Here is a 20,265-nt window from a genome sequence, read left to right as displayed (position 1 = left end):
TACTATCTTCCACCGTCGAAGACCCGCAGGTGCAGGACGCGGCGCACCACTTGGCCGAAGTCGTGCCTGCTAACGGCCATCGATGATCGCGGCATGGGAATCGGCGGGCGTGCCTGCAGGAATGCGTTCTGCTGTTCATGATCAATGACGCCGACCGTATCGATCGTCATGTACCGAAACGGAACGTCCAGCGGCTGGACGGGGCCGACCGGACACAAGGCGCCGAAGATGCGATCCGCATGCGCCGATTGCGAGGTCATCGGCAGGAGCAGGATCTCGATTGCGGTCGGTTGGGCTGCGCGCCCATAGGCGCTGGCCTTCAGTGCTGCCGGTGTGCGTTGAGCCAGGATGTTGGCACAGATCCGCGAAATCTGGGTGCGGACGTCGGGCGCGAACAGCCCCGGAAAGCTGGTGGTGCGAAGCTCGCGGCCGAACAGGGTGCACACGCGGGTTCCCGCAAGCCGGAAGAGGGCGCCGGGATCGTTGGCCTGTTCCAGGATGAAGAGATCGGGTAGAAAATGCCGGAGATCGGCGGGCTCGATGTCGCGCCGATCGGGAACGTCCCGGCCTCCGCGTACCCGCGACCAGTAGTCGTAGACCGTTTGTGCTGTTGTCGTCTGCATTGCATTTCCATTCAGCGGTGTGCCGATGCGACACGTCATGTGCCGGCGGTCTCCGTCTGAACGATTCGTAGCGAAGATCGTGCCAACAGCGGTGTTAAGGTTAATCATTGGTTTCGATTGTGCGTGGCGGCGGGCCATGGCACACCATCCCCATCTCGAAGGGAAACCTTCAGCACAATTGTCGGGCCGGGGTTTTGGGGGCTCGGGGCCGTACGGCGAAAGCTGTACGGCCCGTCTTTTATCTGTATAAACGCCGCAGTTCTCACCTTCCGGGAAGCGGCGGATACGATGGATACTGACAGCAAGGACGTTTTGCCCGGAGCGGCCCGCAAGCGGGAACCTGCATTCAATCTGCCCGGAAGCCTGGTCCTTGCGCTGTCGATCCTCACATTCATCCATGTTGTCCGCACCTATCTGCTTTCGCTTGAAGCGGACGAGTGGGTGCTTCTGAAATTCGCCTTCATCTCTGCCCGATATGTGCCCCAACTGATGGCGGCGGATTGGGCGTGGATCTGGACACCGGTGACCTATTCGTTTCTGCACGGCAGTTGGGAGCACCTGCTGTTCAACGGGTTCTGGATGGTGGCCTTCGGCGCACCTGTCGTCCGTCGCATCGGTCCCCTGCGCTTCATCCTTTTCTGGTGTCTGTCGGCCGCAGCGTCGGTTGCCCTCCATTGCGCCTTGCATTGGGGGGAGATGGTTGTCGTCATCGGCGCATCAGGCGTTGTTTCCGGCCTGATGGGCGCCGCCGCGCGCTTCGTCTTTTCGCCAAGCGGTCGCATCAGCCGCCAGTTCGCCCACCACAACCGCTTGCTGTCTGTGCGCCAATCCCTGTCGAATCGTTCGGTCCTGGTTTTTTCGGCCATCTGGTTTCTGACCAACTTCGCAATCGGGTTCGGGCAGCTCTTTGGCGGCACCGACGGCGCAACCATTGCCTGGGAAGCGCATATCGGCGGTTTTCTGTTCGGTTTCTTCTGCTTTCCGCTGTTCGATGGTCTTCGGACCGAAGGTGAGGCGCCGCGCCAGCCGAGCTAACGGCCGTTCAATAGGCGGACTTGCATTCGCTGGTCTCGTGGCGCACCATGACTTCCCGGTTTGCGCGTGCAGGCCGGAACATAAGGGAGGCCCCTTTGGCGGACCTTCTTCTGGCAGGGCACTCCTGTCGGATTTCCTGCCACTCTGCATCACGCTGCACAGGAGGAAGGCATGTATGTAAAGTCCATCCTTGACGAAAAGGGCCGCAATGTCGTTACCGCCGGTCCGCAACTTACAGTTCGTCAAGCTGCCGTCTATCTGCGAGACAATCACATCGGAGCCATCGTTGTCGTCGACCGAAATGATCGGATCGCAGGCATCCTGACGGAGCGCGACATCGTCGCCGCAGTCGCCAAGAGCGGGGCCGATTGTCTGGATAGGCCTATTTCCTCGGTGATGTGGGGCAACGTCCATCGGTGCGGAGAAAACACCACCGTGGAAGAGATCATGGAGATGATGAGCAGGCTGCGCGCACGTCACATTCCGGTGGAGATGGACGGCCGCCTCGTGGGGATCATTTCGATCGGTGACGTCGTCAAGGCCCATATTCGCTCGATCGAACGTGAAGCGGAAGAAATCAAAGCCTACATTTCCCGCTGAGCCGGGCTGAAAAACAATTAGCGTCTGGCGTGCCCGACTGGGGCAGGCGGAGTTGCATGGTGTTGGACGGCGAGAAAGCCAGCGCGCGGACGGCTATCGTACAAGCGCTTCCTGCATGCGCTTGATCTCGGCGATTTTCGACTTGGTCTCGACATAGCCCCGGTCGATGGCTTCTCCGGCGCGATGAAATTCGGACAATCCGATGTCGCTCAAGCGCGGATGCAGGGCCAGATCCGGCGGGTCGCCGGCCAGGCGTGCACGGGCGATGCGGTCCTGGATGATGTTGAACGACTGCACCATCACGCCGGTCAATCCGAGGCGCGCCGCACCGCTCTCTTGTCGTGCAGCCGTATCCACTGGCTGCGCGCTCGCGACATGCTTGATGACCGCGGAGCGGCCGTAGAGGTCGTAGTTCAGGTTCACGGCAACGACGAGCGGCTGCTCATAGGCACGGCAGACGGACACGGGCACCGGGTTGACCAGCGCCCCGTCGACCAGCGTGCGGCCGTTGCACTTGATCGGCTCGAAAATGCCGGGCAGGGCGTAGGACGCACGGATCGCCGTGATGAGGGAGCCGCCACCGATCCAGACCTCGTGGCCGCTGTTGATCTCGGTCGCCACCGCGACGAAGGGTCGGCCGAGGGACTCGATCGAGAGATTTTCCAGATGCTCCTGCATGCGCCGTGTCAGGCGCATGCCGCCGAACAGGCCGCTGCCGCGGATCGTGAAGTCGAGCAGGCTGGCAAGCCGGCGCATGGTGAGCGACCGGGCGAAGCCTTCCAGCTCGTCGAGCTTGCCGGCCAGGTAGCACCCGCCGACCAGGGCCCCGATGGAGGTGCCCGCGATCATGCTGACGTCGATCTTCTCCTCGTCGAGTGCGCGCAACACGCCGATATGCGCCCATCCACGCGCCGCGCCACCACCGAGCGCCAGCGCGATCCGTGCGCGGGTGTCGACGGTAGGGGCAGGCGGAGGCAGGCTGTTGACGGACGGATCACCCGGATCAGACGTACCCGCCGTGCTTCGGCTGAAACTCCAGTTCAACATGACGGCCCTCCGATGTGGAGAAGATTTGACACGCGCATGAGTTCCCCAGCCGTCTCACCTCTTTGCAAAGAATAATGCAAAGAGGGCGTCGTGGCACCGGGCTCGGGATGAACGCAAACTGCCTCGTTGAGGCAATACAGTTGGCTTTGGCTCATCAATAAGGTGTAGTCAGGGCAAGCGGGCAATAATCCGCAGGAAAATATCGAATTAGACCAACCGGGAAATATCGGCGCGTGGTCATGTAAATCGGCTGCCATGGCTGTCTTCCGTCCAGCGCGTTGCCGGAGGCCGAAATCGGCTCACAAGCACCACGCAGGTTGATTGTGTCCGCGCCGCCGGCGCGTCGGAGACATTACGAACCCAATCCGTTGCCAATTGATGAACTCGTCCGGATTGCGAACGCGTTTAAGCGTTGGCGCTATTTCTTGCCGTAGATATCGTTCGGATCGAACTGGATGCGATCGTCGGCGACGGTGAGCTGTGCTTCGCCACCGCTGCGGGCGACGGTGCGATAGAAGCAGGAGCGCCGCCCCGTGTGGCAGGTGGCGTCGTGCCCGGCCACCGAGACCTTCAGCCAAACCGCATCCTGGTCGCAGTCGGTGCGCAGCTCGACGACCGTCTGCAGGTTTCCGGACGTCTCGCCCTTCTTCCACAGTGCCTTGCGCGAACGGCTCCAGTAATGGGCAATGCCGGTCTCGATCGTGAGCGCGAGCGCCTCGGCATTCATGTGCGCGACCATCAGGAGCTCGCCGTCGCGGGCGTCGGTGACGACGGCCGTCACGAGGCCGTGTTCATCGAAGCGCGGCGTAAAGGTCTTGCCGGTTTCCAGTTCGGTCTTGTCGGTGGAGGGGGTGTGAAACTGCATCGCCATTCACGGTTGAGCGGGCCGGCGGCCTCAGCCGCGACCCCGGATCATGGTCATGAAACGAACCTGTTCGGCCGGCTCGCCCTTGAAGGCACCGGTGAAGGTGGTCGTCAGCGTCGTCGAACCCTGCTTCTGGATGCCGCGCATCGCCATGCACATGTGCTCGGCCTCGATCATGACGGCGACGCCGCGCGGACGAAGTGTCTCGTCGATGGCGTTGGCGATCTGTGCCGTCATCGTTTCCTGCGTCTGCAGCCGGCGGCCATAGATCTCGACCACGCGCGCGATCTTGGAAAGTCCCAGCACGCGGCCGGCCGGCAGATAGGCGACATGGGCGCGACCGATGATCGGCACCATATGGTGCTCGCAGTGCGAATAGAACGGGATGTCCTTGACGAGCACGATGTCGTCGTAGCCCGCCACTTCCTCGAAGGTGCGACCCAGTACTTCCTCGGGGTCGAGGTCATAGCCGGAAAATAGCTCGCGGTAGGCCTTTGCCACGCGGGACGGCGTGTCCAGCAGGCCCTCGCGCTCCGGATCGTCGCCGGCCCAGCGCAGCAGCACGCGAACGGCTTCCTCCGCCTCCTTCTGCGAGGGGCGGCCGGACTTGTCGTCGCCGACCGGAAAATTCTTTATTACGGCGTCCATGTATCCATGGCCTTTCTGCAGGTTGACTCGCGTCAATGTCGGACTCGCCACTGGCCATTCGCCTAACCCTGCAGGCTTGGGTTCCGTTGGCGGGCTCCGGGGCTTTCAGATCTCGGCTTCTCAGTGCACTCGATCGTCCGGCACGGTTTCCCAAACAACAGGCGACCTTTCGGCATTGCAAAACGGTCGCCCCAACACGACATAGCATATAGTATCGGCCGATGGCTGTGGAAGAGGCCAGGGGCGACACCGAGTGCTTTTTTAACGGCCGCGCTGGAAAATTGTGCCCGGCTGGAGCAAAATCGCGCAAGACAGCAACCGAGGCAGGGAAATAGCAAAGTCCGATGGACGATATCTACAACAGCCGCATTCTTGATTTTGCAGGCAATATTCCGCGGATCGGAACGCTGGACAACGCCGACGCGGAGGCCGCCGCGCACTCGAAACTCTGTGGTTCGCGGGTGCGGATCTGGCTGAAGATGGACGGCGACCGGATCAGCGATTTCGCGCATGACGTGAAGGCGTGCGCACTCGGCCAGGCCTCGTCTTCGATCATGGCCCGCCACGTGATCGGCGCGACCGCTGGGGAGGTGCGCCAGGCGCGCGAGGATATGCTGGCAATGCTCAAGGCCGACGGCGAGGGGCCGAACGGACGCTTCGAGGACATGCGCTTCCTGCGTCCGGTGCGCGACTACAAGGCCCGGCACGCCTCGACGATGTTGACCTTCGATGCCGTCGTCGACGCGATCGGCCAGATCGAGGCAAAGCGGCTGGAGACAGTGGGGTGAAGGGGGGCTTTGCAAGCCTGCCTTTCCGTCATCCCGGCCGGAGCGCCGGGATCCGGCGCGCTCACGCCCTTGAAAGCAGACGAGACCTTTGCGCCGCCGGCGCGGCGCTGCTGGATGCCGGCTCGAGGCCGGCATGACGGAGGTGTCGCGGCATGTGTAACGCCCCCGACTGCGACCACACCTCCGACCGCCCACGATATCGCGGCCGCAACTGGTCCGGACCCTTCGCCAAAACCCCGGGACGATTGCTCGGCATGGGCTTTGTCCGCCTCTATCAACTGACGCTGTCCGGCTTCATCGGCAATTCCTGCCGGCACCTGCCGACCTGCTCGGAATACGGTTACGAGGCGATCGCCCGCCATGGCCTTTGGCGCGGCGGGTGGATGACCCTTTTTCGCGTTGTCCGCTGCGGACCGGGCGGCACCTCGGGCTTCGATCCTGTTCCGGAGCACCTGGCCGCGCGGCTCTCCTGGTGGGCGCCATGGCGGCTGTGGCATTAAGACAGCCCGGATTTCCCGTGCTTGCGGGCGTTGCAGGCTATAGCGGTCTTGATTGGCGGGTACAGATTCGTGTCGATGGACGCTTCCAGTTCGTTCACCGTCATCCACGACATATCGGAGAACAAACGAGGTTCCCGCAATTGAGGTTTGGGATCTTCCGGAACGCAGAGGAAATATTCAACGACCCGTTTTGTGTCGGGATGTACCCTTGTACCGATGGCGTGGCTCACATCACAGCGGATACCAGCCTCTTCAAAGAGTTCCCGCTTTGCAGCGTTCTCCGGCGTCTCTCCCGGCGCAACTTTTCCACCCGGAAAAACCCAAGATAGTTCATCGTCGTTGCGCCGCTTCAGAACGAGTACGCGGTCTTCGTCCACAACGACGGCCAGCGCCACGTCAGGGTGAAGTTTATCGTTCTTGTTATCAGCCATTCGCCACTTCCTGCAGGAATTCTCTCACTGGCTCAAAAACGTCGGTCTCGATGCGTTGCGCTGCTTCTTTGGCGGGAACCCAAGCCACGCTCTCGTTTTCCTTTGGGTCCAGATTGGCTGCCTTGCCAGAGCTATAGGAGCAGGCAAAATAGTACATGTAAACGCCGGTGTCGGGGTGGCTGCGTTCTCCGAGATCCTTTTCGTGGCGGCATTCGATGCCGGTTTCATCCCGAACCTCCTGCAATGCTCTGATCGCTGGAGCTTCTCCACCTTTAACATGACCGGAGGGGAAATACCACTTTAGCGGTTCGCCACGCCCCCTTCGCTTGACCATAAGGACTTCGTTACCGCGATAAACGATTGCAGCAGCGGTTCTCGTTTGCCCCCGACCAGGTCCGGGTTTCAGCTTGTTGCGCAGCCACGGAGAAAACGCGAGAGCCAAGCCTACCACCGTGCCTATAAAGCTGATGATGGGCACGAAATAGTCGGTGACGAAGTTCTGTATCGTGTTCCACATGACCGGTATCGATTTCTGCGTAGATTGCGATTTTCGCGACATGCAATCATGGATGGCGCCTGGGCGCAAGGAGCCGCTCTGTCTACTTCACGCGTCCTCGCTGGACTTCAGCGATTGCATTGTGCCCACTTAGACAATAGGTAAACGAGGAATCCGTCGGTTGATCCGACCCGCAGAAACCACCCGCATTCGTTGGCGGGACTGGATAGGAGTTCATGATGTCGAATACTGTTTCTCTCACATTTCCCGATGGCTCTTTCCGCGAATTCGCCGCGGGCGCGACCGGCCGCGACGTGGCCGAGTCGATCTCCAAGTCACTGGCCAAGAAGGCGGTTGCGATTGCGCTCGACGGTGAGCTGCGCGACTTGTCCGATCCGGTCGCTGAAGGCCGCATCGAGATAGTCACCCGCGACGACGCGCGCTCGCTCGAGCTGATCCGCCACGACGCCGCACACGTGATGGCGGAAGCCGTGCAGGAGCTTTGGCCGGGAACGCAGGTGACCATCGGTCCGGTGATCGAGAACGGTTTCTACTACGACTTCGCCAAGGACGAGCCCTTCACGCCCGACGATCTGCCGAAGATCGAAAAGCGGATGAAGGAGATCATCGCCCGCAACAAGCCGTTCACCAAGGAGATCTGGTCGCGCGAGAAGGCGAAGGAAGTCTTTGCCGCCAAGGGCGAGGCCTACAAGGTCGAGCTCGTCGACGCGATTCCCGAAGGCCAGGACCTGAAGATCTACTATCAGGGCGACTGGTTCGACCTCTGCCGCGGCCCGCACATGGCCTCGACCGGCCAGATCGGCACCGCCTTCAAGCTGATGAAGGTGGCCGGCGCCTACTGGCGCGGCGACAGCAACAACCCGATGCTGACCCGCATCTACGGCACTGCCTGGCATACCCAGGAAGAACTCGACAACTACCTGCATATCCTTGCCGAGGCCGAGAAGCGCGACCATCGCCGCCTCGGCCGTGAGATGGACCTGTTCCACTTCCAGGAGGAAGGTCCGGGCGTGGTCTTCTGGCACGGCAAGGGCTGGCGGATGTTCCAGACGCTGGTCGCCTATATGCGCCGTCGTCTCGCCAACACCTATCAGGAAGTGAATGCGCCGCAGGTGCTGGACAAGTCGCTCTGGGAAACCTCCGGCCACTGGGGCTGGTACCGCGACAACATGTTCAAGGTGACCGTTGCCGGCGACGACACCGACGACGACCGCGTCTTCGCGCTGAAGCCGATGAACTGCCCGGGGCACGTACAGATCTTCAAGCATGGCTTGAAATCCTACCGCGAACTTCCCGTCCGGCTTGCGGAATTCGGCAACGTCCACCGCTACGAGCCGTCCGGCGCGCTGCATGGTTTGATGCGCGTGCGCGGCTTCACCCAGGACGATGCGCACGTCTTCTGCACCGACGAGCAGATGGCGGCCGAGTGCCTGCGCATCAACGACCTGATCCTGTCGGTCTACGAGGACTTCGGCTTCTCCGAGGTGGTGGTCAAGCTGTCGACCCGGCCGGAGAAGCGTGTCGGTTCCGACGAGCTGTGGGATCGCGCCGAGGCCGTCATGATGGACGTGCTGAAGCAGATCGAGGCGCAGTCCGGCGGCAAGATCAAGACCGGCATCCTGCCGGGCGAGGGCGCGTTCTACGGCCCGAAGTTCGAATACACGCTGAAGGACGCGATCGGCCGCGAATGGCAGTGCGGCACGACCCAGGTCGACTTCAACCTGCCGGAGCGCTTCGGCGCGTTCTACATCGACCAGGCTTCCGAGAAGCGCCAGCCGGTGATGATTCACCGTGCCGTCTGCGGATCGATGGAACGCTTCCTCGGCATCCTGATCGAGAACTTCGCCGGGCACATGCCGCTGTGGATCTCGCCGCTGCAGGTGGTGGTCGCCACGATCACCTCGGAAGCGGACGACTACGCCCGCGACGTGGCCGAGCAGTTGCGTGACGCCGGCCTGGCGGTCGAAACCGACCTTCGCAACGAGAAGATCAACTACAAGGTCCGCGAACACTCCGTGACCAAGGTCCCGGTCATCATCGTCTGCGGCAAGCGTGAAGCCGAGGAGCGGACGGTCAACATCCGCCGGCTCGGCTCGCAGAACCAGACGTCGCTGTCGCTCGACGAGGCGATCGCAGCCTTGACGGACGAGGCGACGGCGCCGGACCTGAAACGGAAGGCAACCCGCGTTATTGCCTGAAGCAACGCGTACAGGCTCCGCCTTCGTCACGAAGGTGGAGCCTGATTACAGCCGTTATTGGGATTTCAGGTCGTTCCGCAGGATCTGGATCGGACACGAGCATCCATCAAGAGTTCCGGGAAACGACCGCGTCGTTCACGCGGGTGGCCATCCGATCCGGCGGGAAATGACGCACTCAATCAGTCAGTTATTACCTGCGCCTGCTGGTCGGGGTTCTCCGTCAAGAGCACCTCCACGTCGGTGTTCTGCCCGGCCGTGACCGTAAAGTCGCGCTGGTAGATCTGCTTCTTGTTGCGGGCCACGGCCGTATATTGACCTTCGGCGAGCACGAGTGTCGGAAAGGCCCCGACACTTTCGCTGACCACGTCGCCGGAGGATGTCAGGATCGACCAGGCCGTATCAGCGATCGCCTCGCCGCCTTCTTCGGAAACGAGCTTGAGTGTCAGCTGCGCCGCCCGGTGCTGGATGGTCGCCTGGATCAGCTTGCCGGCCTCGACCTGGATATCGGCGCGAATCACCGCATTGACGGTGCCGTAGTCGGAGACGACGTGATAGGTGCCGGCGTTGAGGCGAACCACCGTGTTCGGCTTTACATCTGGTGCGATGAGGCTGCGCTCGCCGTCCTCGCCGACCTCCGATGCGTAGATCGAGAAGGTGAGGTCGTTCGGCGGAATGCGCACATCCGAGCCGGAGACGGCGTTCAGGGTGATGCCGCCTGCATCCAGCACCATGACCTGTTTCTCAACGGAGCCTGATTCTGGCACCAGCAGCTTCTTGGTGGCCGCGGCACGGCCGAACGCGACATTGACGAAGTATTCGCCAGGAACCAGCCGGAACGCCGCCGAACCGCCCTCGGACGTTGCCAGCAGCGGCAGTTTGCCGTCGGCACCCGGGATGGGCGAGAAAATGCGCCAGCTAAGACCGTGCTGCATCGGCGAGCCGTCTTCGGTCAGCAGGGCGTCGCAGTTGACGTCGCGCAGATTCTGCGGCTCGGACTCGCCGGTGACGAGGGGATTGAAGGACGTCAGCTTGCCGCTCTTCTTCGGTGTCGTGATCTGCGAAAAACTCTCCAGCGTATCCTGGGCGAGCGCGGCGCTGGCCACTGCCATGCAGGCGCAAAGAGAGAGTGTTCCGGCAAAAGCGGAAAGGCGTTGGGTGGGCATGGCGAAGGTTGACTTCCTGACTCGTTGGCTCCACTTGAATGCCCGGCACATGGCAATTTGATGGCCGCCCGACGGCCGCACGTTAGTGGAACTTCCCTTAGATGAAAACCGATATCAGACTTTTCGACTATCTTTCCAACCGTCGCTCCATCCCGGCCTTTCAGATGGCATCGCCGGGACCAGGCCAAGCGGAAGTCGAATCGATGCTGCGCCTTGCCTCGCGCGTGCCCGACCACGGCAAGCTGGCGCCCTGGCGCTTCATCGTCTATCGCGGCAGCGAACGTGAACGCATAAGCGCCGAACTCTTCAAGATAGCCATTGCGGACAAGCCTGATCTTTCGGCGGAAATGATTGCTGTTGAAAACACGCGGCTTTCGCGTGCCCCGGTCGTGGTGGCTGTCGTCAGCACCGCGGCACCACACGTGAAGATCCCCGAATGGGAACAGCTGATGTCGGCCGGTGCCGTGTGCCTCAATCTGCTGATGGCGGCCAACGCCCATGGGTTCGCCTCCAACTGGCTGACGGAATGGTACGCTTTCGACGAGCGCGCCTATCCGGTGCTCGGCGTCAAGCCGGGCGAGAAGATTGCCGGCTTCATTCACATCGGCACCGCGATGGTTCCGCCGACCGAGCGGCCGCGTCCGGATCTCAAGGAGATCGTGTCCTGGGTCGGGGAGCCTGACTGAGGGAAGGGGATATGTTTTACGACACGGCGACCAACGCACATGGTTTGAGCCATGATCCGTTCAAGGCGATCGTGTCGCCACGGCCGATCGGCTGGATCGGCACGAAGGGCGCGGACGGAAGTCTGAATCTCGCGCCCTATTCCTTTTTCAACGCCATCAGCGACAAGCCCAAGCTGGTGATGTTCTCTTCGAGCGGCCACAAGCACAGCGTTCGGAATATCGAGGAGACCGGAGTCTTTACCTGCAGTTTCGCCAGTCGCAGCCTGGCCGACCAGATGAACATGACATCGATTCCCGCAGACTACGGCGAGAGCGAATTCGAGATCGCTGGATTGACCCCGATGCCGGCGCGGCTCGTTGACGCGCCCCTGGTCGCCGAAGCCTTCGCCGCGCTTGAATGCCGGATGACCGAGGTGATGCGGCCGCGCGGTTTGGATGGGCTGCCGTCGGAAAACTGGGTTGTCTTCGGCCAGGTGGTCGGCATCCACATCAAGGACGAAGCCGTGCGGGACGGCCGTTTCGACATGTCGGTCGCCCGGCCGATCGGACGCATGGGCTACATGGACTATTGTGATGCCGGCGACGTGTTCGAGATGATGCGTCCAACACGCCGATAGCGCTTTTGCGCCGAGGCCCGTCAGGCCTAGGCCTTGAACGCCGCATTGATTGCCGCAATTTGTCCAGGCTCAACAGTTACGCGGCCATCGAAGCCGTCGGCTCGTGCCGCCTGGCATTGGCTTAAAAAGTCCCAGCCGACAGGATTCGGGGTGACGTCATAGGCACAAACACCGGCCGCCTTCGCCGCTATCAAGGTGGCAGCGCGGGCCCGGGCGAACGCATCTGTCCAGCGGCCGTCCGCCTCCTGATGCCGTGCGGCCCCCAGTGTTTGCGCCAGCGCGCGCCAGTCCCAGACCAGGCCGTGCAGTCGCTGCGATTTTCGGCAGAAACCGGCTTCTGAAAGTGGCGGCGGCAGGAGGCCGTCGGTGAAGGCCAAGATGCGCGTCGTTCCTTCCGTTACCCCTTCCTCGGCTTCGGCGACGGACAGCAGCACGTCCAGCCTCTGGACATCGGCGCCTGCATGGCAATTCGTCAGGACGACACCGGTCGGAACGAGCCGGATGAGCGAACGAAGGGTCCGCTCATCCTCGTCCGGCAGCGTGAAGAAGATGCCGATTCCGGGGGGCAAGCGCGGTGCCAGCGACGCACTGCACAGCACCGCATCGGCACCGCCGCCGTCTGGTGGGGCGTCTTTGTCGACAAGCAGCAACGAGTGAAACGATTTTGGCATGTTTCCTTTTAGGTCCGCTGGCCGTCGTCTGCAATGTGCCGGAGTTTTCCCGGAACGGACTGGACGGAGAACCAGCTTCTTCGGCGCCGCGTTTCGGGCGGGATGGCGGTTAATAAACATGGTGAACCAATCGTAAACCATTTGTGGCTAGCCTTGACCCATCGCAGATAGACTCTGAATCATTGGGGCGCCACGTGATCATCCACGCCTTTCTCAGATGGGCTCAAACCGCAAAGACCAGCGACCGGGCGAGGGCTGCAGGTGCGCTCGCCAGGGCCTATGCCAGCGGATCCATCGGCCATGACGAGCGCAAAGCCGCCGAGATGGCGATGCTTTTCCTGCTCGACGACCCCGCGCCGAAGGTGCGGCTGGCGCTGGCCGAGGCGCTCGCCGACTGCGCAGACGCGCCCCGCACGGTGATCGTGCCACTGGCGGAGGACCAGCCCGAGATCGCGGCACAGGTCATTCTGCGTTCGCAGGTGCTGACGGAGGCCGACTTTGTCGATCTTGCCGCCAAGGGCGGCGACGTCACGCGGTCGCTGATTGCCCACCGCCCCGAACTGTCGCGGGCAGTCTGCGCGGCTCTGATCGAGGTCGGCAGCGTGTTCGACGTGCTGACCTTACTGGCGAATGACGGCGCCCCGCTGTCGAAGCGGAGCCTGAAGCGGATTTGCGAGCGGCACGGCGACGATGCGGAGGTCCGGGCCCTGCTCCTGGAGCGGGAAGATCTTCCCAGCGACGCCCGGCACGCGCTTGTCGAGAAGGTCGGAACGGCGCTGGCTGGTTCTTTTCTGGTGCAGGCCGCGATCGGAACGAGCCGCGTGCAACGCGTCACGCGCGAGGCTTGCGATGTCGCGACGATCGGTTTGGCGGCCCAAGCCGAAGCCGGGGAAGTCGACCAACTGGTGGAGCACCTTCGCGTCTGCGGTCGTCTCACCCCGCTGTTCCTGATGCAGGCCCTTTGCGCGGGGCGCATCGAGTTCTTTGCCTCCGCCATCGCCAACCTGTCCGGTCAGCAGGAACGTCGCGTCCGGTCGATCCTGGCCGACGGCCGTCAGGCCGCCATTCGGGCCTTGTTCGAGGCCTCGGGCCTGGGGCGTGATGTCAGCGCCCTGTTTGCCGATGCGGTGCTGCTCTGGCGCAAGGACGCCAGGCGTGGCGCGGCGCCGGCCACCGTGTCCGCGCGGCTTGCGGCTCGCGCCGGTGAGGCGGGCAGCGGCGCCTCGCGGGAGTTGCTGGAGATGATCGAAGGATTTTCGCGCGCCGAACAGCGTCAATCCGCGCGGGCCTTTGCCTTGCAGGCGCAAGTCGCCGCCTGACTTCCGCCGGTTTTTTATACCGCCTCGTTATGGCGCGGTGATCATATTTCCCTTGGATCGTTCGCCTGGTTGCGATTCGATCAACCGCGTCGGCCGCGCTGTGACGGTGGACGAGCTCAGATGTCGATGTTTTCGGCGAAGGCGGCGCGTTCCTGGATGAAGCGGAAGCGGGCGTCGGCCTTCGTTCCCATCAGGTTGTCCACGGCCTCACGTGTGCCCTCGAAATCGACGTCATCGACCTCGACCTTGAGAAGCGTGCGCTTGCGCGGATCCATCGTCGTTTCCTTCAATTGCGCCGGTAGCATCTCGCCGAGGCCTTTGAAGCGGCCGATCTCGACCTTGCCGCGGCCGGCAAATACCGTGCGCATCAGTTCCTCGCGATGGGCGTCGTCGCGGGCATAGCCCACTTTGGCACCCTGGCTGATGCGATAGAGCGGCGGCACGGCGAGATAGAGGTGCCCGCCGCGGATCAGGTCCGGCATCTCCTGGTAGAAAAAGGTTATCAGCAGCGTGGCTATGTGCGCCCCGTCGACGTCGGCGTCGGTCATGATGATGACGCGCTCATAGCGCAGGTCTTCTTCGCGATACTTCGACCGCGTCCCGCAGCCCAGAGCCTGGATCAGGTCGGCGATCTGCTGGTTGGCGCCAAGCTTTTCGCGGCCGGCGCTGGCGACGTTCAAGATCTTGCCGCGCAGCGGCAGGATCGCCTGGTTGGCGCGATTGCGGGCCTGCTTGGCGGAGCCACCGGCCGAATCGCCCTCGACGATGAAGAGCTCTGCGCCATCGGCGGAATTCTGCGAACAGTCGGCCAGCTTGCCGGGCAGGCGCAGCTTGCGCACCGCCGTCTTGCGGCTGACTTCCTTTTCCTTGCGGCGGCGAAGGCGCTCTTCGGCGCGTTCGATGACCCATTCGAGCAGCTTGGCTGCTTCGGCGGGGTTGTCGGCGAGGTAGTGGTCGAACGGGTCGCGCAGCGCGTTCTCGACGATGCGCTGGGCTTCGACTGTGGCAAGCTTGTCCTTGGTCTGGCCGACGAATTCCGGTTCGCGGATGAACACCGACAGCATGCCGACGGCCGAAATCATCACGTCGTCAGTGGTGATGACGGATGCACGCTTGTTCTGCGTCAGCTCGGCGTAGTTCTTCAGACCCTTGGTCAGGGCGATGCGAAGGCCGGCCTCATGCGTGCCGCCGTCTCCGGTCGGGATCGTGTTGCAATAGGAGTGGATGAGCGAATCGCCGCCATACCAGGTGACCGCCCATTCGAGCGCCCCGTGGCCGCCGGATTTCTCCGTCTTGCCGGCGAAGATCTCGCGCGTGACGGTGTATTCCTTGCCGAGGTTGGCTTGCAGATAGTCCTTCAGGCCGCCCGGAAAATGAAAGACGGCCTTGTCCGGCGTCTCCGAGCCCTCCTGCAAGAGCGACGGGTCGCAACTCCAGCGGATCTCGACGCCGCCGAAGAGATAGGCCTTGGAGCGGGCCATGCGGAACACGCGCCCCGGGTCAAAATGGGCGTGCGGGCCGAAGATCTCCGGGTCCGGATGGAACCGCACCTTCGTGCCGCGACGGTTCTGCACGTCGCCGACCTCTTCCAGTGGCCCCTGCGCAACGCCGCGCGAAAAGCGCTGGCGGTAGAGCTTGCGGTTGCGGGCGACTTCGACCTCGAGGTGGTCGGAAAGCGCATTGACGACGGAGACGCCGACGCCGTGCAGACCGCCCGAGGTCTCGTAGGCCTTGCCGTCGAATTTGCCGCCGGCGTGTAGCACCGTCAGGATGACCTCGAGCGTGGACTTGCCCGGCATCTGCGGATGGTTTTCCACCGGAATGCCGCGACCATTGTCCGTGACGGTCAAGAAGCCGTCGGCGTCGAGGTTCACCTCAATGAAGTTGGCATGGCCGGCGACGGCCTCGTCCATCGCGTTGTCGATCACCTCGGCAAAGAGGTGGTGCAGCGCTTTCTCGTCCGTGCCGCCGATATACATGCCAGGACGCATGCGGACCGGTTCGAGCCCTTCGAGGACGCGGATCGCTGATGCATCGTAGTTTCCGCCGTCGCCTGATGCCGGAGCCGAACGCGTTGCCGCTGGCGCTGCTGCCGCCGCAGTCGGCTTCTCGGGACGTGGTGCTGCGGCAGCTGCCGCAGGTTTGGGCGTGCTTTCGACGTTTGCGAAAAGATCGTTGTTATCGTCCATCGGGCGTTCAGACTTTGTTCCGGGTTGGCCTCGAAATAGGCCGAGTTGGCTGGCAATTGCAAGGCTTCGCATCGGTCCGGCGAATCACTGCAAGTCTGCCAGAACTTGACTGGTTTCGCGATTCGTTCTCTTTCGAGGTTTCCGCGCGCCGATCAAATTTCCGGCGAGGATTGCGCCGCGAGGCCCGGAATGGCAAGACTTGCCGGCCCAAGGGAGCCAGACTTGATGCCTCAGTCCACAATTCATTGCCGCGCACGGCTTGTTCTGGCCGCAATCCTGCTTTCCGCCTTACCGTACACGGCGATGGCGGCAGCATTGCAGCCCTGGAAGGACGAGCTTTTCTCTTATCCCGCGGTACTCGAAACCTCCGATGGCGGTGCGTTGCGCGTGATCGACTACCAGGAAATGCGCGACATCAACGGTCGCGATCAGGTGCCGGAGCGACGCGCCAAGGCGCCTTACGTTTCCACCGCCGTTAAGCGCGAACAGGAAAACCTGACGCTCGATACGCCGGGCGGGCCGATCGACGTGGCGGTGACCGGACGGCAGAACGGAGCCGCCTTCACCGTGATCTTCATCCACGGCCGCGGCGGGGACCGAAGGCTCGGCAACAACGACTGGAGCTTTGGCGGCAACTTCAATAGGCTGAAGAACCTCGCGATGCGCAATGGTGGCGTTTACTACTCCGCAACCGTCAAAAGCTTCGACGAGAAAGGAGCCGCACCCATTGCCGGTCTCATCGCGGAAGCGCGGCGAAACTCGCCCGGCGCGCCCGTCGTCCTATCCTGCGCCTCGATGGGCAGCTTCATCTGCTGGCAGATCGCGCGCGATGCCGAGGCGGTGCAGGACTTGGCCGGTATGGTCATCATGGGTGGGGCTGCCGATCCGAACTATGCCGACAGTGCCGCCTACAATGCGAAGCTGCCGATCTATTTCACCCACGGCGACCGCGACAAGGTTTACGCTGCGGACGACCAGATCGCACTGTTCCGCGGGCTCCTGAAAGCCGGCATCCCCACGCAGTTCGTTCTGTTTCGAACCGGATCGCACGGCACGCCGGTTCGAATGACGGACTGGCGCGAGACGCTGAACTGGATCCTGGCGCAGTAAGGTCCCAGAGTGCGGCGCGCGCGGCGGCTGCGCTTTGCCCTTACATTGATCGCGCGGATTTGCTAGGTCGCTCGAAACGATCGATACCCTTGGAGGCAGCATGACCCCGGACGTGACCCCGCTTGTAGCCGGAAACTGGAAGATGAATGGCACTCGGGCCTCGCTCGACCAGATCAAGGCGATGGCAGAAGGGGTGAAGGGGCCGCTGTCGGACAAAGTGGAGACGCTGATCTGCCCGCCGGCGACGCTGCTCTATGTCGCGACCGCGCTCTGCGACGACAGCCCGTTGATGATCGGCGCGCAGGACTGCCATCATAAGGTCTCCGGCGCCCATACCGGCGACGTTTCCGCCGAAATGATCGCCGATTGCTTTGGAACACACGTCATCGTCGGACACTCGGAACGCCGCACCGGCCATGCCGAGACAGACGCCTTGGTGCGCGTGAAGGCCGAACGGGCCCACGAGGCCGAACTGGTTGCGATCATCTGCATCGGCGAGACGGGCGACGAGCGCAAGGAGGGCAAGACGCTCGACGTGCTGAAGGCTCAGCTTGCCGGCTCCGTGCCGGATGGCGCAACGGCGGAGAATACGGTGATTGCCTATGAGCCGGTCTGGGCCATCGGTACGGGCCTGACGCCGACGGCTACAGACGTTGCCGAGGCCCATGCCTTCATGCGCGACGAACTGAAGGCACGGTTCGGCGGGGAGGGCGCGACGATGCGGCTTCTCTATGGCGGCTCCGTCAAGCCGGGCAATGCTAAGGAATTGATGGGCATTGCCAATGTCGACGGTGCCCTGATCGGTGGGGCGAGCTTGAAAGCGGAAGACTTTCTCGCCATCTACCGCGCATACGACGCGTTGACGGCCTGACGCCGGCTTTTGCCGGGCAAGGGCTTGGAATGACCGGCGGCTTGGTATATTGAGCCGCATTCTCCTTTCTTGTGCCTTCGGGCGGGATATCAAAATGCAGACCGTTTTGCTTGTCATTTATCTCATGGTCGTCGTGGCTCTGATCGGCATCGTGCTGATCCAGCGGTCCGAGGGCGGCGGTCTCGGCATCGGCGGCGGCTCCGGCTTCATGTCGGCCCGTGGCGCCGCGAACGCCCTGACCCGCACGACGGCGATCCTTGCCACGCTGTTCTTCGTGCTGGCGCTCGCCATGGGCATTCTCTCCCGCTACGAGTCGAAGCCGACGGACATCCTTGACCGGATCCCAGGCACGTCTGGCAACGGCGCGGGCGTTCTGGACTCGCTCGGTGGTGAAACCCCGGCTCCGGCCGCTCCCGCTACTCCGGCAAACAACAACGCCGTTCCGACCGATAGCGGCGCGGCTACCGCTCCGGCCACGGGCGGCAGCCAGGCGCCTGCAGCTCCGAGCCAGTCGACCGACGTTCCAACCGGTCAGTAACAGAGCGAACGATGTGATCCGGCCGGCCGGCGCCTTCGCCCGCCGGCCGTCTTCTTGTGCGAAAACCAGGCGTTCCCCACGAAAAATTTCCCTAAGGTGATTTTTCGGTGGCGGAATCATTAGTGAAAAGGTATCCGGTGACTCCCATGGCGCGATATGTATTCATCACAGGCGGCGTGGTTTCTTCCCTCGGAAAAGGAATTGCGGCCGCCGCTCTCGGAGCGTTGCTTCAGGCCCGTGGCTACCGGGTGAGGCTTCGCAAGCTGGACCCCTACCTCAACGTCGACCCGGGCACGATGAGCCCGACGCAGCACGGCGAGGTTTTCGTCACCGACGATGGCGCGGAGACGGATCTGGACCTCGGCCACTACGAACGCTTTACCGGCCGCTCGGCCACCAAGACCGACAACATCACCACCGGTCGTATCTACAAGAACATCATCGACAAGGAACGGCGCGGCGACTATCTCGGCGCCACCGTTCAGGTGATCCCGCACGTCACGAACGAGATCAAGGACTTCGTCACCGATGGCAACGAGGACTACGATTTCGTCATCTGCGAGATCGGCGGGACGGTCGGCGACATCGAGGCCATGCCGTTCATGGAGGCGATCCGCCAGCTCGGCAACGACTTGCCGCGCGGTACCGCGGTCTACGTCCACCTGACACTGATGCCCTACATTCCGGCTGCCGGCGAACTCAAGACCAAGCCGACGCAGCACTCGGTCAAGGAACTGCAGGCACTCGGCATCCACCCCGACATTCTGCTGGTCCGCGCCGATCGCGAGATCCCGGAGGCCGAGCGCAGGAAGCTCTCGCTGTTCTGCAACGTGCGTGCCTCTGCAGTCATCCAGGCGCTGGACGTCTCCTCGATCTACGACGTGCCGCTCGCCTATCACAAGGAAGGCCTCGACGACGAGGTGCTGGCCGCGTTCGGCATCGAGCCGGCGCCGAAGCCCCGTCTCGAACCCTGGCAGAACGTTTCCGATCGCATCAAGACGCCGGAAGGCGAAGTGACGATCGCGATCGTCGGCAAATACACGGGGCTCAAGGACGCCTACAAGTCGCTGATCGAGGCGCTGTACCACGGCGGCATCGCCAACCACGTGAAGGTCAAGCTCGACTGGATCGAGTCCGAGGTGTTCGAGAAGGAAGACCCGGCGCCGTATCTTGAGAAAGTGCATGGCATCCTCGTTCCGGGCGGCTTCGGCGAGCGCGGTTCGGAAGGCAAGATCCAGGCGGTCAAGTTCGCGCGCGAGCGCAAGGTTCCCTATTTCGGCATCTGCTTCGGTATGCAGATGGCGGTGGTCGAGGCGGCCCGCAACCTGGCCGGCATCAAGAAGGCGTCGTCCACGGAATTCGGCAAGACCGAGGAGCCCGTCGTCGGGTTGATGACCGAGTGGGTGAAGGGCAACGAGTTGCAGAAGCGTACCGCTTCCGGCAATCTCGGCGGCACGATGCGGCTCGGCGCCTACCGTGCGTCGCTGAAGGCGGGCACCAAGATTGCCGACATCTATGGCTCTACCGAAATATCCGAGCGCCACCGCCACCGTTACGAGGTGAACGTCGACTACAAGGATCGGCTCGAGAGCTGCGGTCTGGTCTTCTCGGGCATGTCGCCGGACGGCGTTCTGCCGGAAACGATCGAGTACCCCGACCATCCGTGGTTCATCGGCGTCCAGTATCATCCGGAACTGAAGAGCCGGCCGCTCGACCCGCACCCGCTGTTCGCAAGCTTCATCGAGGCGGCGCTGGAACAGTCGCGGCTCGTCTGACGCTCGATTGCCAAATCATGAATAAAGGGCCCGGTCGAAACACCGGGCCTTTTCATTTCCGGATTGCCTTCGCA

Annotated in this window: 21 protein-coding genes; 12 read left to right on the top strand and 9 right to left on the bottom strand. The window is 62.7% G+C overall.

The annotated features are described in order from the left end of the window. Positions 1-2: 2 nt before the first annotated feature. Positions 3-761 carry a PAS domain-containing protein gene (locus J2Y48_RS17670; RefSeq protein ID WP_310420595.1) on the bottom strand — a complete coding sequence of 253 codons (759 nt, stop codon included), beginning with the start codon at positions 759-761 and terminating at the stop codon, positions 3-5. 150 nt (positions 762-911) lie between these two features. Here J2Y48_RS17670 and J2Y48_RS17665 point away from each other — a divergent pair, with 150 nt between their 5' ends. Both J2Y48_RS17665 and J2Y48_RS17660 read left to right on the top strand, forming a co-directional pair. Further along, positions 912-1,658: a rhomboid family intramembrane serine protease gene (locus J2Y48_RS17665; RefSeq protein ID WP_310420593.1), complete on the top strand. Its 747-nt coding sequence runs from the start codon at positions 912-914 to the stop codon at positions 1,656-1,658. A gap of 171 nt (positions 1,659-1,829) precedes the next feature. Continuing rightward, the gene (locus J2Y48_RS17660; RefSeq protein ID WP_310420591.1) at positions 1,830-2,258 is read left to right on the top strand and encodes a CBS domain-containing protein; all 429 of its coding nucleotides are present in this window, start codon (positions 1,830-1,832) and stop codon (positions 2,256-2,258) included. A gap of 93 nt (positions 2,259-2,351) precedes the next feature. On the opposite strand, the gene J2Y48_RS17655 is transcribed toward J2Y48_RS17660, so the two are convergent. From J2Y48_RS17655 to folE, 3 genes are all read right to left on the bottom strand, one after another. Continuing rightward, on the bottom strand, positions 2,352-3,305 hold the full coding sequence (locus J2Y48_RS17655; RefSeq protein ID WP_310420589.1) for a patatin-like phospholipase family protein: 954 nt from the start codon (positions 3,303-3,305) through the stop codon (positions 2,352-2,354). A 418-nt stretch (positions 3,306-3,723) separates the two neighbouring features. After that, the gene (gene hisI / locus J2Y48_RS17650) at positions 3,724-4,176 is read right to left on the bottom strand and encodes a phosphoribosyl-AMP cyclohydrolase (protein WP_310420587.1); all 453 of its coding nucleotides are present in this window, start codon (positions 4,174-4,176) and stop codon (positions 3,724-3,726) included. Positions 4,177-4,200: 24 nt separating this feature from the next. Next, entirely contained in the window at positions 4,201-4,818 is a 618-nt protein-coding gene (folE, locus tag J2Y48_RS17645) for a GTP cyclohydrolase I FolE (protein ID WP_310420585.1), read from the bottom strand. A gap of 344 nt (positions 4,819-5,162) precedes the next feature. Here folE and J2Y48_RS17640 point away from each other — a divergent pair, with 344 nt between their 5' ends. Both J2Y48_RS17640 and yidD read left to right on the top strand, forming a co-directional pair. Next, positions 5,163-5,606 (top strand): iron-sulfur cluster assembly scaffold protein, encoded by a 444-nt coding sequence (locus J2Y48_RS17640; protein ID WP_310420582.1) that lies wholly within the window; start codon positions 5,163-5,165, stop codon positions 5,604-5,606. 152 nt (positions 5,607-5,758) lie between these two features. Beyond that, complete coding sequence (gene yidD, locus J2Y48_RS17635; protein WP_310420580.1) at positions 5,759-6,106, top strand: membrane protein insertion efficiency factor YidD; 348 nt, start codon at positions 5,759-5,761, stop codon at positions 6,104-6,106. On the opposite strand, the gene J2Y48_RS17630 is transcribed toward yidD, so the two are convergent. Both J2Y48_RS17630 and J2Y48_RS17625 read right to left on the bottom strand, forming a co-directional pair. Then, entirely contained in the window at positions 6,103-6,537 is a 435-nt protein-coding gene (locus J2Y48_RS17630) for an NUDIX hydrolase (protein ID WP_310420578.1), read from the bottom strand. The genes yidD and J2Y48_RS17630 overlap by 4 nt on opposite strands. Beyond that, a complete protein-coding gene (locus J2Y48_RS17625; RefSeq protein ID WP_310420575.1) occupies positions 6,530-7,054 on the bottom strand; it encodes an NUDIX hydrolase in 525 nt (174 codons plus the stop codon). The genes J2Y48_RS17630 and J2Y48_RS17625 overlap by 8 nt, the downstream gene beginning before the upstream one ends. 218 nt (positions 7,055-7,272) lie before the next feature. On the opposite strand from J2Y48_RS17625, the gene thrS reads away from it, so the two are divergent. Further along, the gene (gene thrS / locus J2Y48_RS17620) at positions 7,273-9,252 is read left to right on the top strand and encodes a threonine--tRNA ligase (protein WP_310420573.1); all 1,980 of its coding nucleotides are present in this window, start codon (positions 7,273-7,275) and stop codon (positions 9,250-9,252) included. Between the two features lie 179 nt (positions 9,253-9,431). Here thrS and J2Y48_RS17615 read toward each other — a convergent pair whose 3' ends face one another. Then, positions 9,432-10,361 (bottom strand): hypothetical protein, encoded by a 930-nt coding sequence (locus J2Y48_RS17615; protein WP_310420871.1) that lies wholly within the window; start codon positions 10,359-10,361, stop codon positions 9,432-9,434. Between the two features lie 155 nt (positions 10,362-10,516). Between J2Y48_RS17615 and J2Y48_RS17610 the strand changes: the two genes are divergently transcribed. Next, positions 10,517-11,101, top strand: coding sequence for a nitroreductase (locus J2Y48_RS17610; protein ID WP_310420571.1), 585 nt, complete (start codon positions 10,517-10,519; stop codon positions 11,099-11,101). Positions 11,102-11,112: 11 nt separating this feature from the next. Further along, positions 11,113-11,718: a flavin reductase family protein gene (locus J2Y48_RS17605; RefSeq protein WP_310420569.1), complete on the top strand. Its 606-nt coding sequence runs from the start codon at positions 11,113-11,115 to the stop codon at positions 11,716-11,718. Between the two features lie 26 nt (positions 11,719-11,744). On the opposite strand, the gene J2Y48_RS17600 is transcribed toward J2Y48_RS17605, so the two are convergent. After that, complete coding sequence (locus J2Y48_RS17600; protein WP_310420567.1) at positions 11,745-12,530, bottom strand: hypothetical protein; 786 nt, start codon at positions 12,528-12,530, stop codon at positions 11,745-11,747. A 53-nt stretch (positions 12,531-12,583) separates the two neighbouring features. On the opposite strand from J2Y48_RS17600, the gene J2Y48_RS17595 reads away from it, so the two are divergent. Beyond that, positions 12,584-13,708 carry a DUF2336 domain-containing protein gene (locus tag J2Y48_RS17595; protein ID WP_310420565.1) on the top strand — a complete coding sequence of 375 codons (1,125 nt, stop codon included), beginning with the start codon at positions 12,584-12,586 and terminating at the stop codon, positions 13,706-13,708. A 116-nt stretch (positions 13,709-13,824) separates the two neighbouring features. Here J2Y48_RS17595 and parE read toward each other — a convergent pair whose 3' ends face one another. Then, complete coding sequence (gene parE / locus J2Y48_RS17590; protein WP_310420563.1) at positions 13,825-15,897, bottom strand: DNA topoisomerase IV subunit B; 2,073 nt, start codon at positions 15,895-15,897, stop codon at positions 13,825-13,827. A 225-nt stretch (positions 15,898-16,122) separates the two neighbouring features. Here parE and J2Y48_RS17585 point away from each other — a divergent pair, with 225 nt between their 5' ends. From J2Y48_RS17585 to J2Y48_RS17570, 4 genes are all read left to right on the top strand, one after another. After that, entirely contained in the window at positions 16,123-17,007 is an 885-nt protein-coding gene (locus J2Y48_RS17585) for an alpha/beta hydrolase (protein WP_310420561.1), read from the top strand. A gap of 100 nt (positions 17,008-17,107) precedes the next feature. Beyond that, positions 17,108-17,878, top strand: coding sequence for a triose-phosphate isomerase (gene tpiA, locus J2Y48_RS17580; protein WP_310420559.1), 771 nt, complete (start codon positions 17,108-17,110; stop codon positions 17,876-17,878). Between the two features lie 94 nt (positions 17,879-17,972). Continuing rightward, positions 17,973-18,416: a preprotein translocase subunit SecG gene (gene secG / locus J2Y48_RS17575; protein ID WP_310420557.1), complete on the top strand. Its 444-nt coding sequence runs from the start codon at positions 17,973-17,975 to the stop codon at positions 18,414-18,416. 146 nt (positions 18,417-18,562) lie between these two features. Continuing rightward, the gene (locus tag J2Y48_RS17570) at positions 18,563-20,191 is read left to right on the top strand and encodes a CTP synthase (RefSeq protein WP_310420555.1); all 1,629 of its coding nucleotides are present in this window, start codon (positions 18,563-18,565) and stop codon (positions 20,189-20,191) included. Positions 20,192-20,265: the final 74 nt, after the last annotated feature.

The organism is Mycoplana sp. BE70, assembly GCF_031455855.1.
Classification (GTDB): domain Bacteria; phylum Pseudomonadota; class Alphaproteobacteria; order Rhizobiales; family Rhizobiaceae; genus Mycoplana.
The sequence above is the reverse complement of the archived record's forward strand: the minus strand, read 5'-3'. Positions and strand labels throughout refer to the sequence as shown.

Excerpts from the sequence above, each read along its gene's own strand:
- J2Y48_RS17570 (WP_310420555.1), top strand. The coding sequence starts at position 18,563 with ATGGCGCGATATGTATTCATCACAGGCGGCGTGGTTTCTTCCCTCGGA.
- J2Y48_RS17655 (WP_310420589.1), bottom strand. The coding sequence starts at position 3,305 with ATGTTGAACTGGAGTTTCAGCCGAAGCACGGCGGGTACGTCTGATCCG.
- J2Y48_RS17665 (WP_310420593.1), top strand. The coding sequence starts at position 912 with ATGGATACTGACAGCAAGGACGTTTTGCCCGGAGCGGCCCGCAAGCGG.
- J2Y48_RS17625 (WP_310420575.1), bottom strand. The coding sequence starts at position 7,054 with ATGTGGAACACGATACAGAACTTCGTCACCGACTATTTCGTGCCCATC.
- J2Y48_RS17640 (WP_310420582.1), top strand. The coding sequence starts at position 5,163 with ATGGACGATATCTACAACAGCCGCATTCTTGATTTTGCAGGCAATATT.
- hisI (WP_310420587.1), bottom strand. The coding sequence starts at position 4,176 with ATGGCGATGCAGTTTCACACCCCCTCCACCGACAAGACCGAACTGGAA.
- J2Y48_RS17585 (WP_310420561.1), top strand. The coding sequence starts at position 16,123 with ATGCCTCAGTCCACAATTCATTGCCGCGCACGGCTTGTTCTGGCCGCA.
- J2Y48_RS17630 (WP_310420578.1), bottom strand. The coding sequence starts at position 6,537 with ATGGCTGATAACAAGAACGATAAACTTCACCCTGACGTGGCGCTGGCC.
- J2Y48_RS17605 (WP_310420569.1), top strand. The coding sequence starts at position 11,113 with ATGTTTTACGACACGGCGACCAACGCACATGGTTTGAGCCATGATCCG.
- J2Y48_RS17610 (WP_310420571.1), top strand. The coding sequence starts at position 10,517 with ATGAAAACCGATATCAGACTTTTCGACTATCTTTCCAACCGTCGCTCC.
- parE (WP_310420563.1), bottom strand. The coding sequence starts at position 15,897 with ATGGACGATAACAACGATCTTTTCGCAAACGTCGAAAGCACGCCCAAA.
- secG (WP_310420557.1), top strand. The coding sequence starts at position 17,973 with ATGCAGACCGTTTTGCTTGTCATTTATCTCATGGTCGTCGTGGCTCTG.
- yidD (WP_310420580.1), top strand. The coding sequence starts at position 5,759 with ATGTGTAACGCCCCCGACTGCGACCACACCTCCGACCGCCCACGATAT.
- folE (WP_310420585.1), bottom strand. The coding sequence starts at position 4,818 with ATGGACGCCGTAATAAAGAATTTTCCGGTCGGCGACGACAAGTCCGGC.
- J2Y48_RS17670 (WP_310420595.1), bottom strand. The coding sequence starts at position 761 with ATGGCCCGCCGCCACGCACAATCGAAACCAATGATTAACCTTAACACC.
- tpiA (WP_310420559.1), top strand. The coding sequence starts at position 17,108 with ATGACCCCGGACGTGACCCCGCTTGTAGCCGGAAACTGGAAGATGAAT.
- J2Y48_RS17660 (WP_310420591.1), top strand. The coding sequence starts at position 1,830 with ATGTATGTAAAGTCCATCCTTGACGAAAAGGGCCGCAATGTCGTTACC.
- thrS (WP_310420573.1), top strand. The coding sequence starts at position 7,273 with ATGTCGAATACTGTTTCTCTCACATTTCCCGATGGCTCTTTCCGCGAA.
- J2Y48_RS17600 (WP_310420567.1), bottom strand. The coding sequence starts at position 12,530 with ATGGTTTACGATTGGTTCACCATGTTTATTAACCGCCATCCCGCCCGA.
- J2Y48_RS17615 (WP_310420871.1), bottom strand. The coding sequence starts at position 10,361 with ATGGCAGTGGCCAGCGCCGCGCTCGCCCAGGATACGCTGGAGAGTTTT.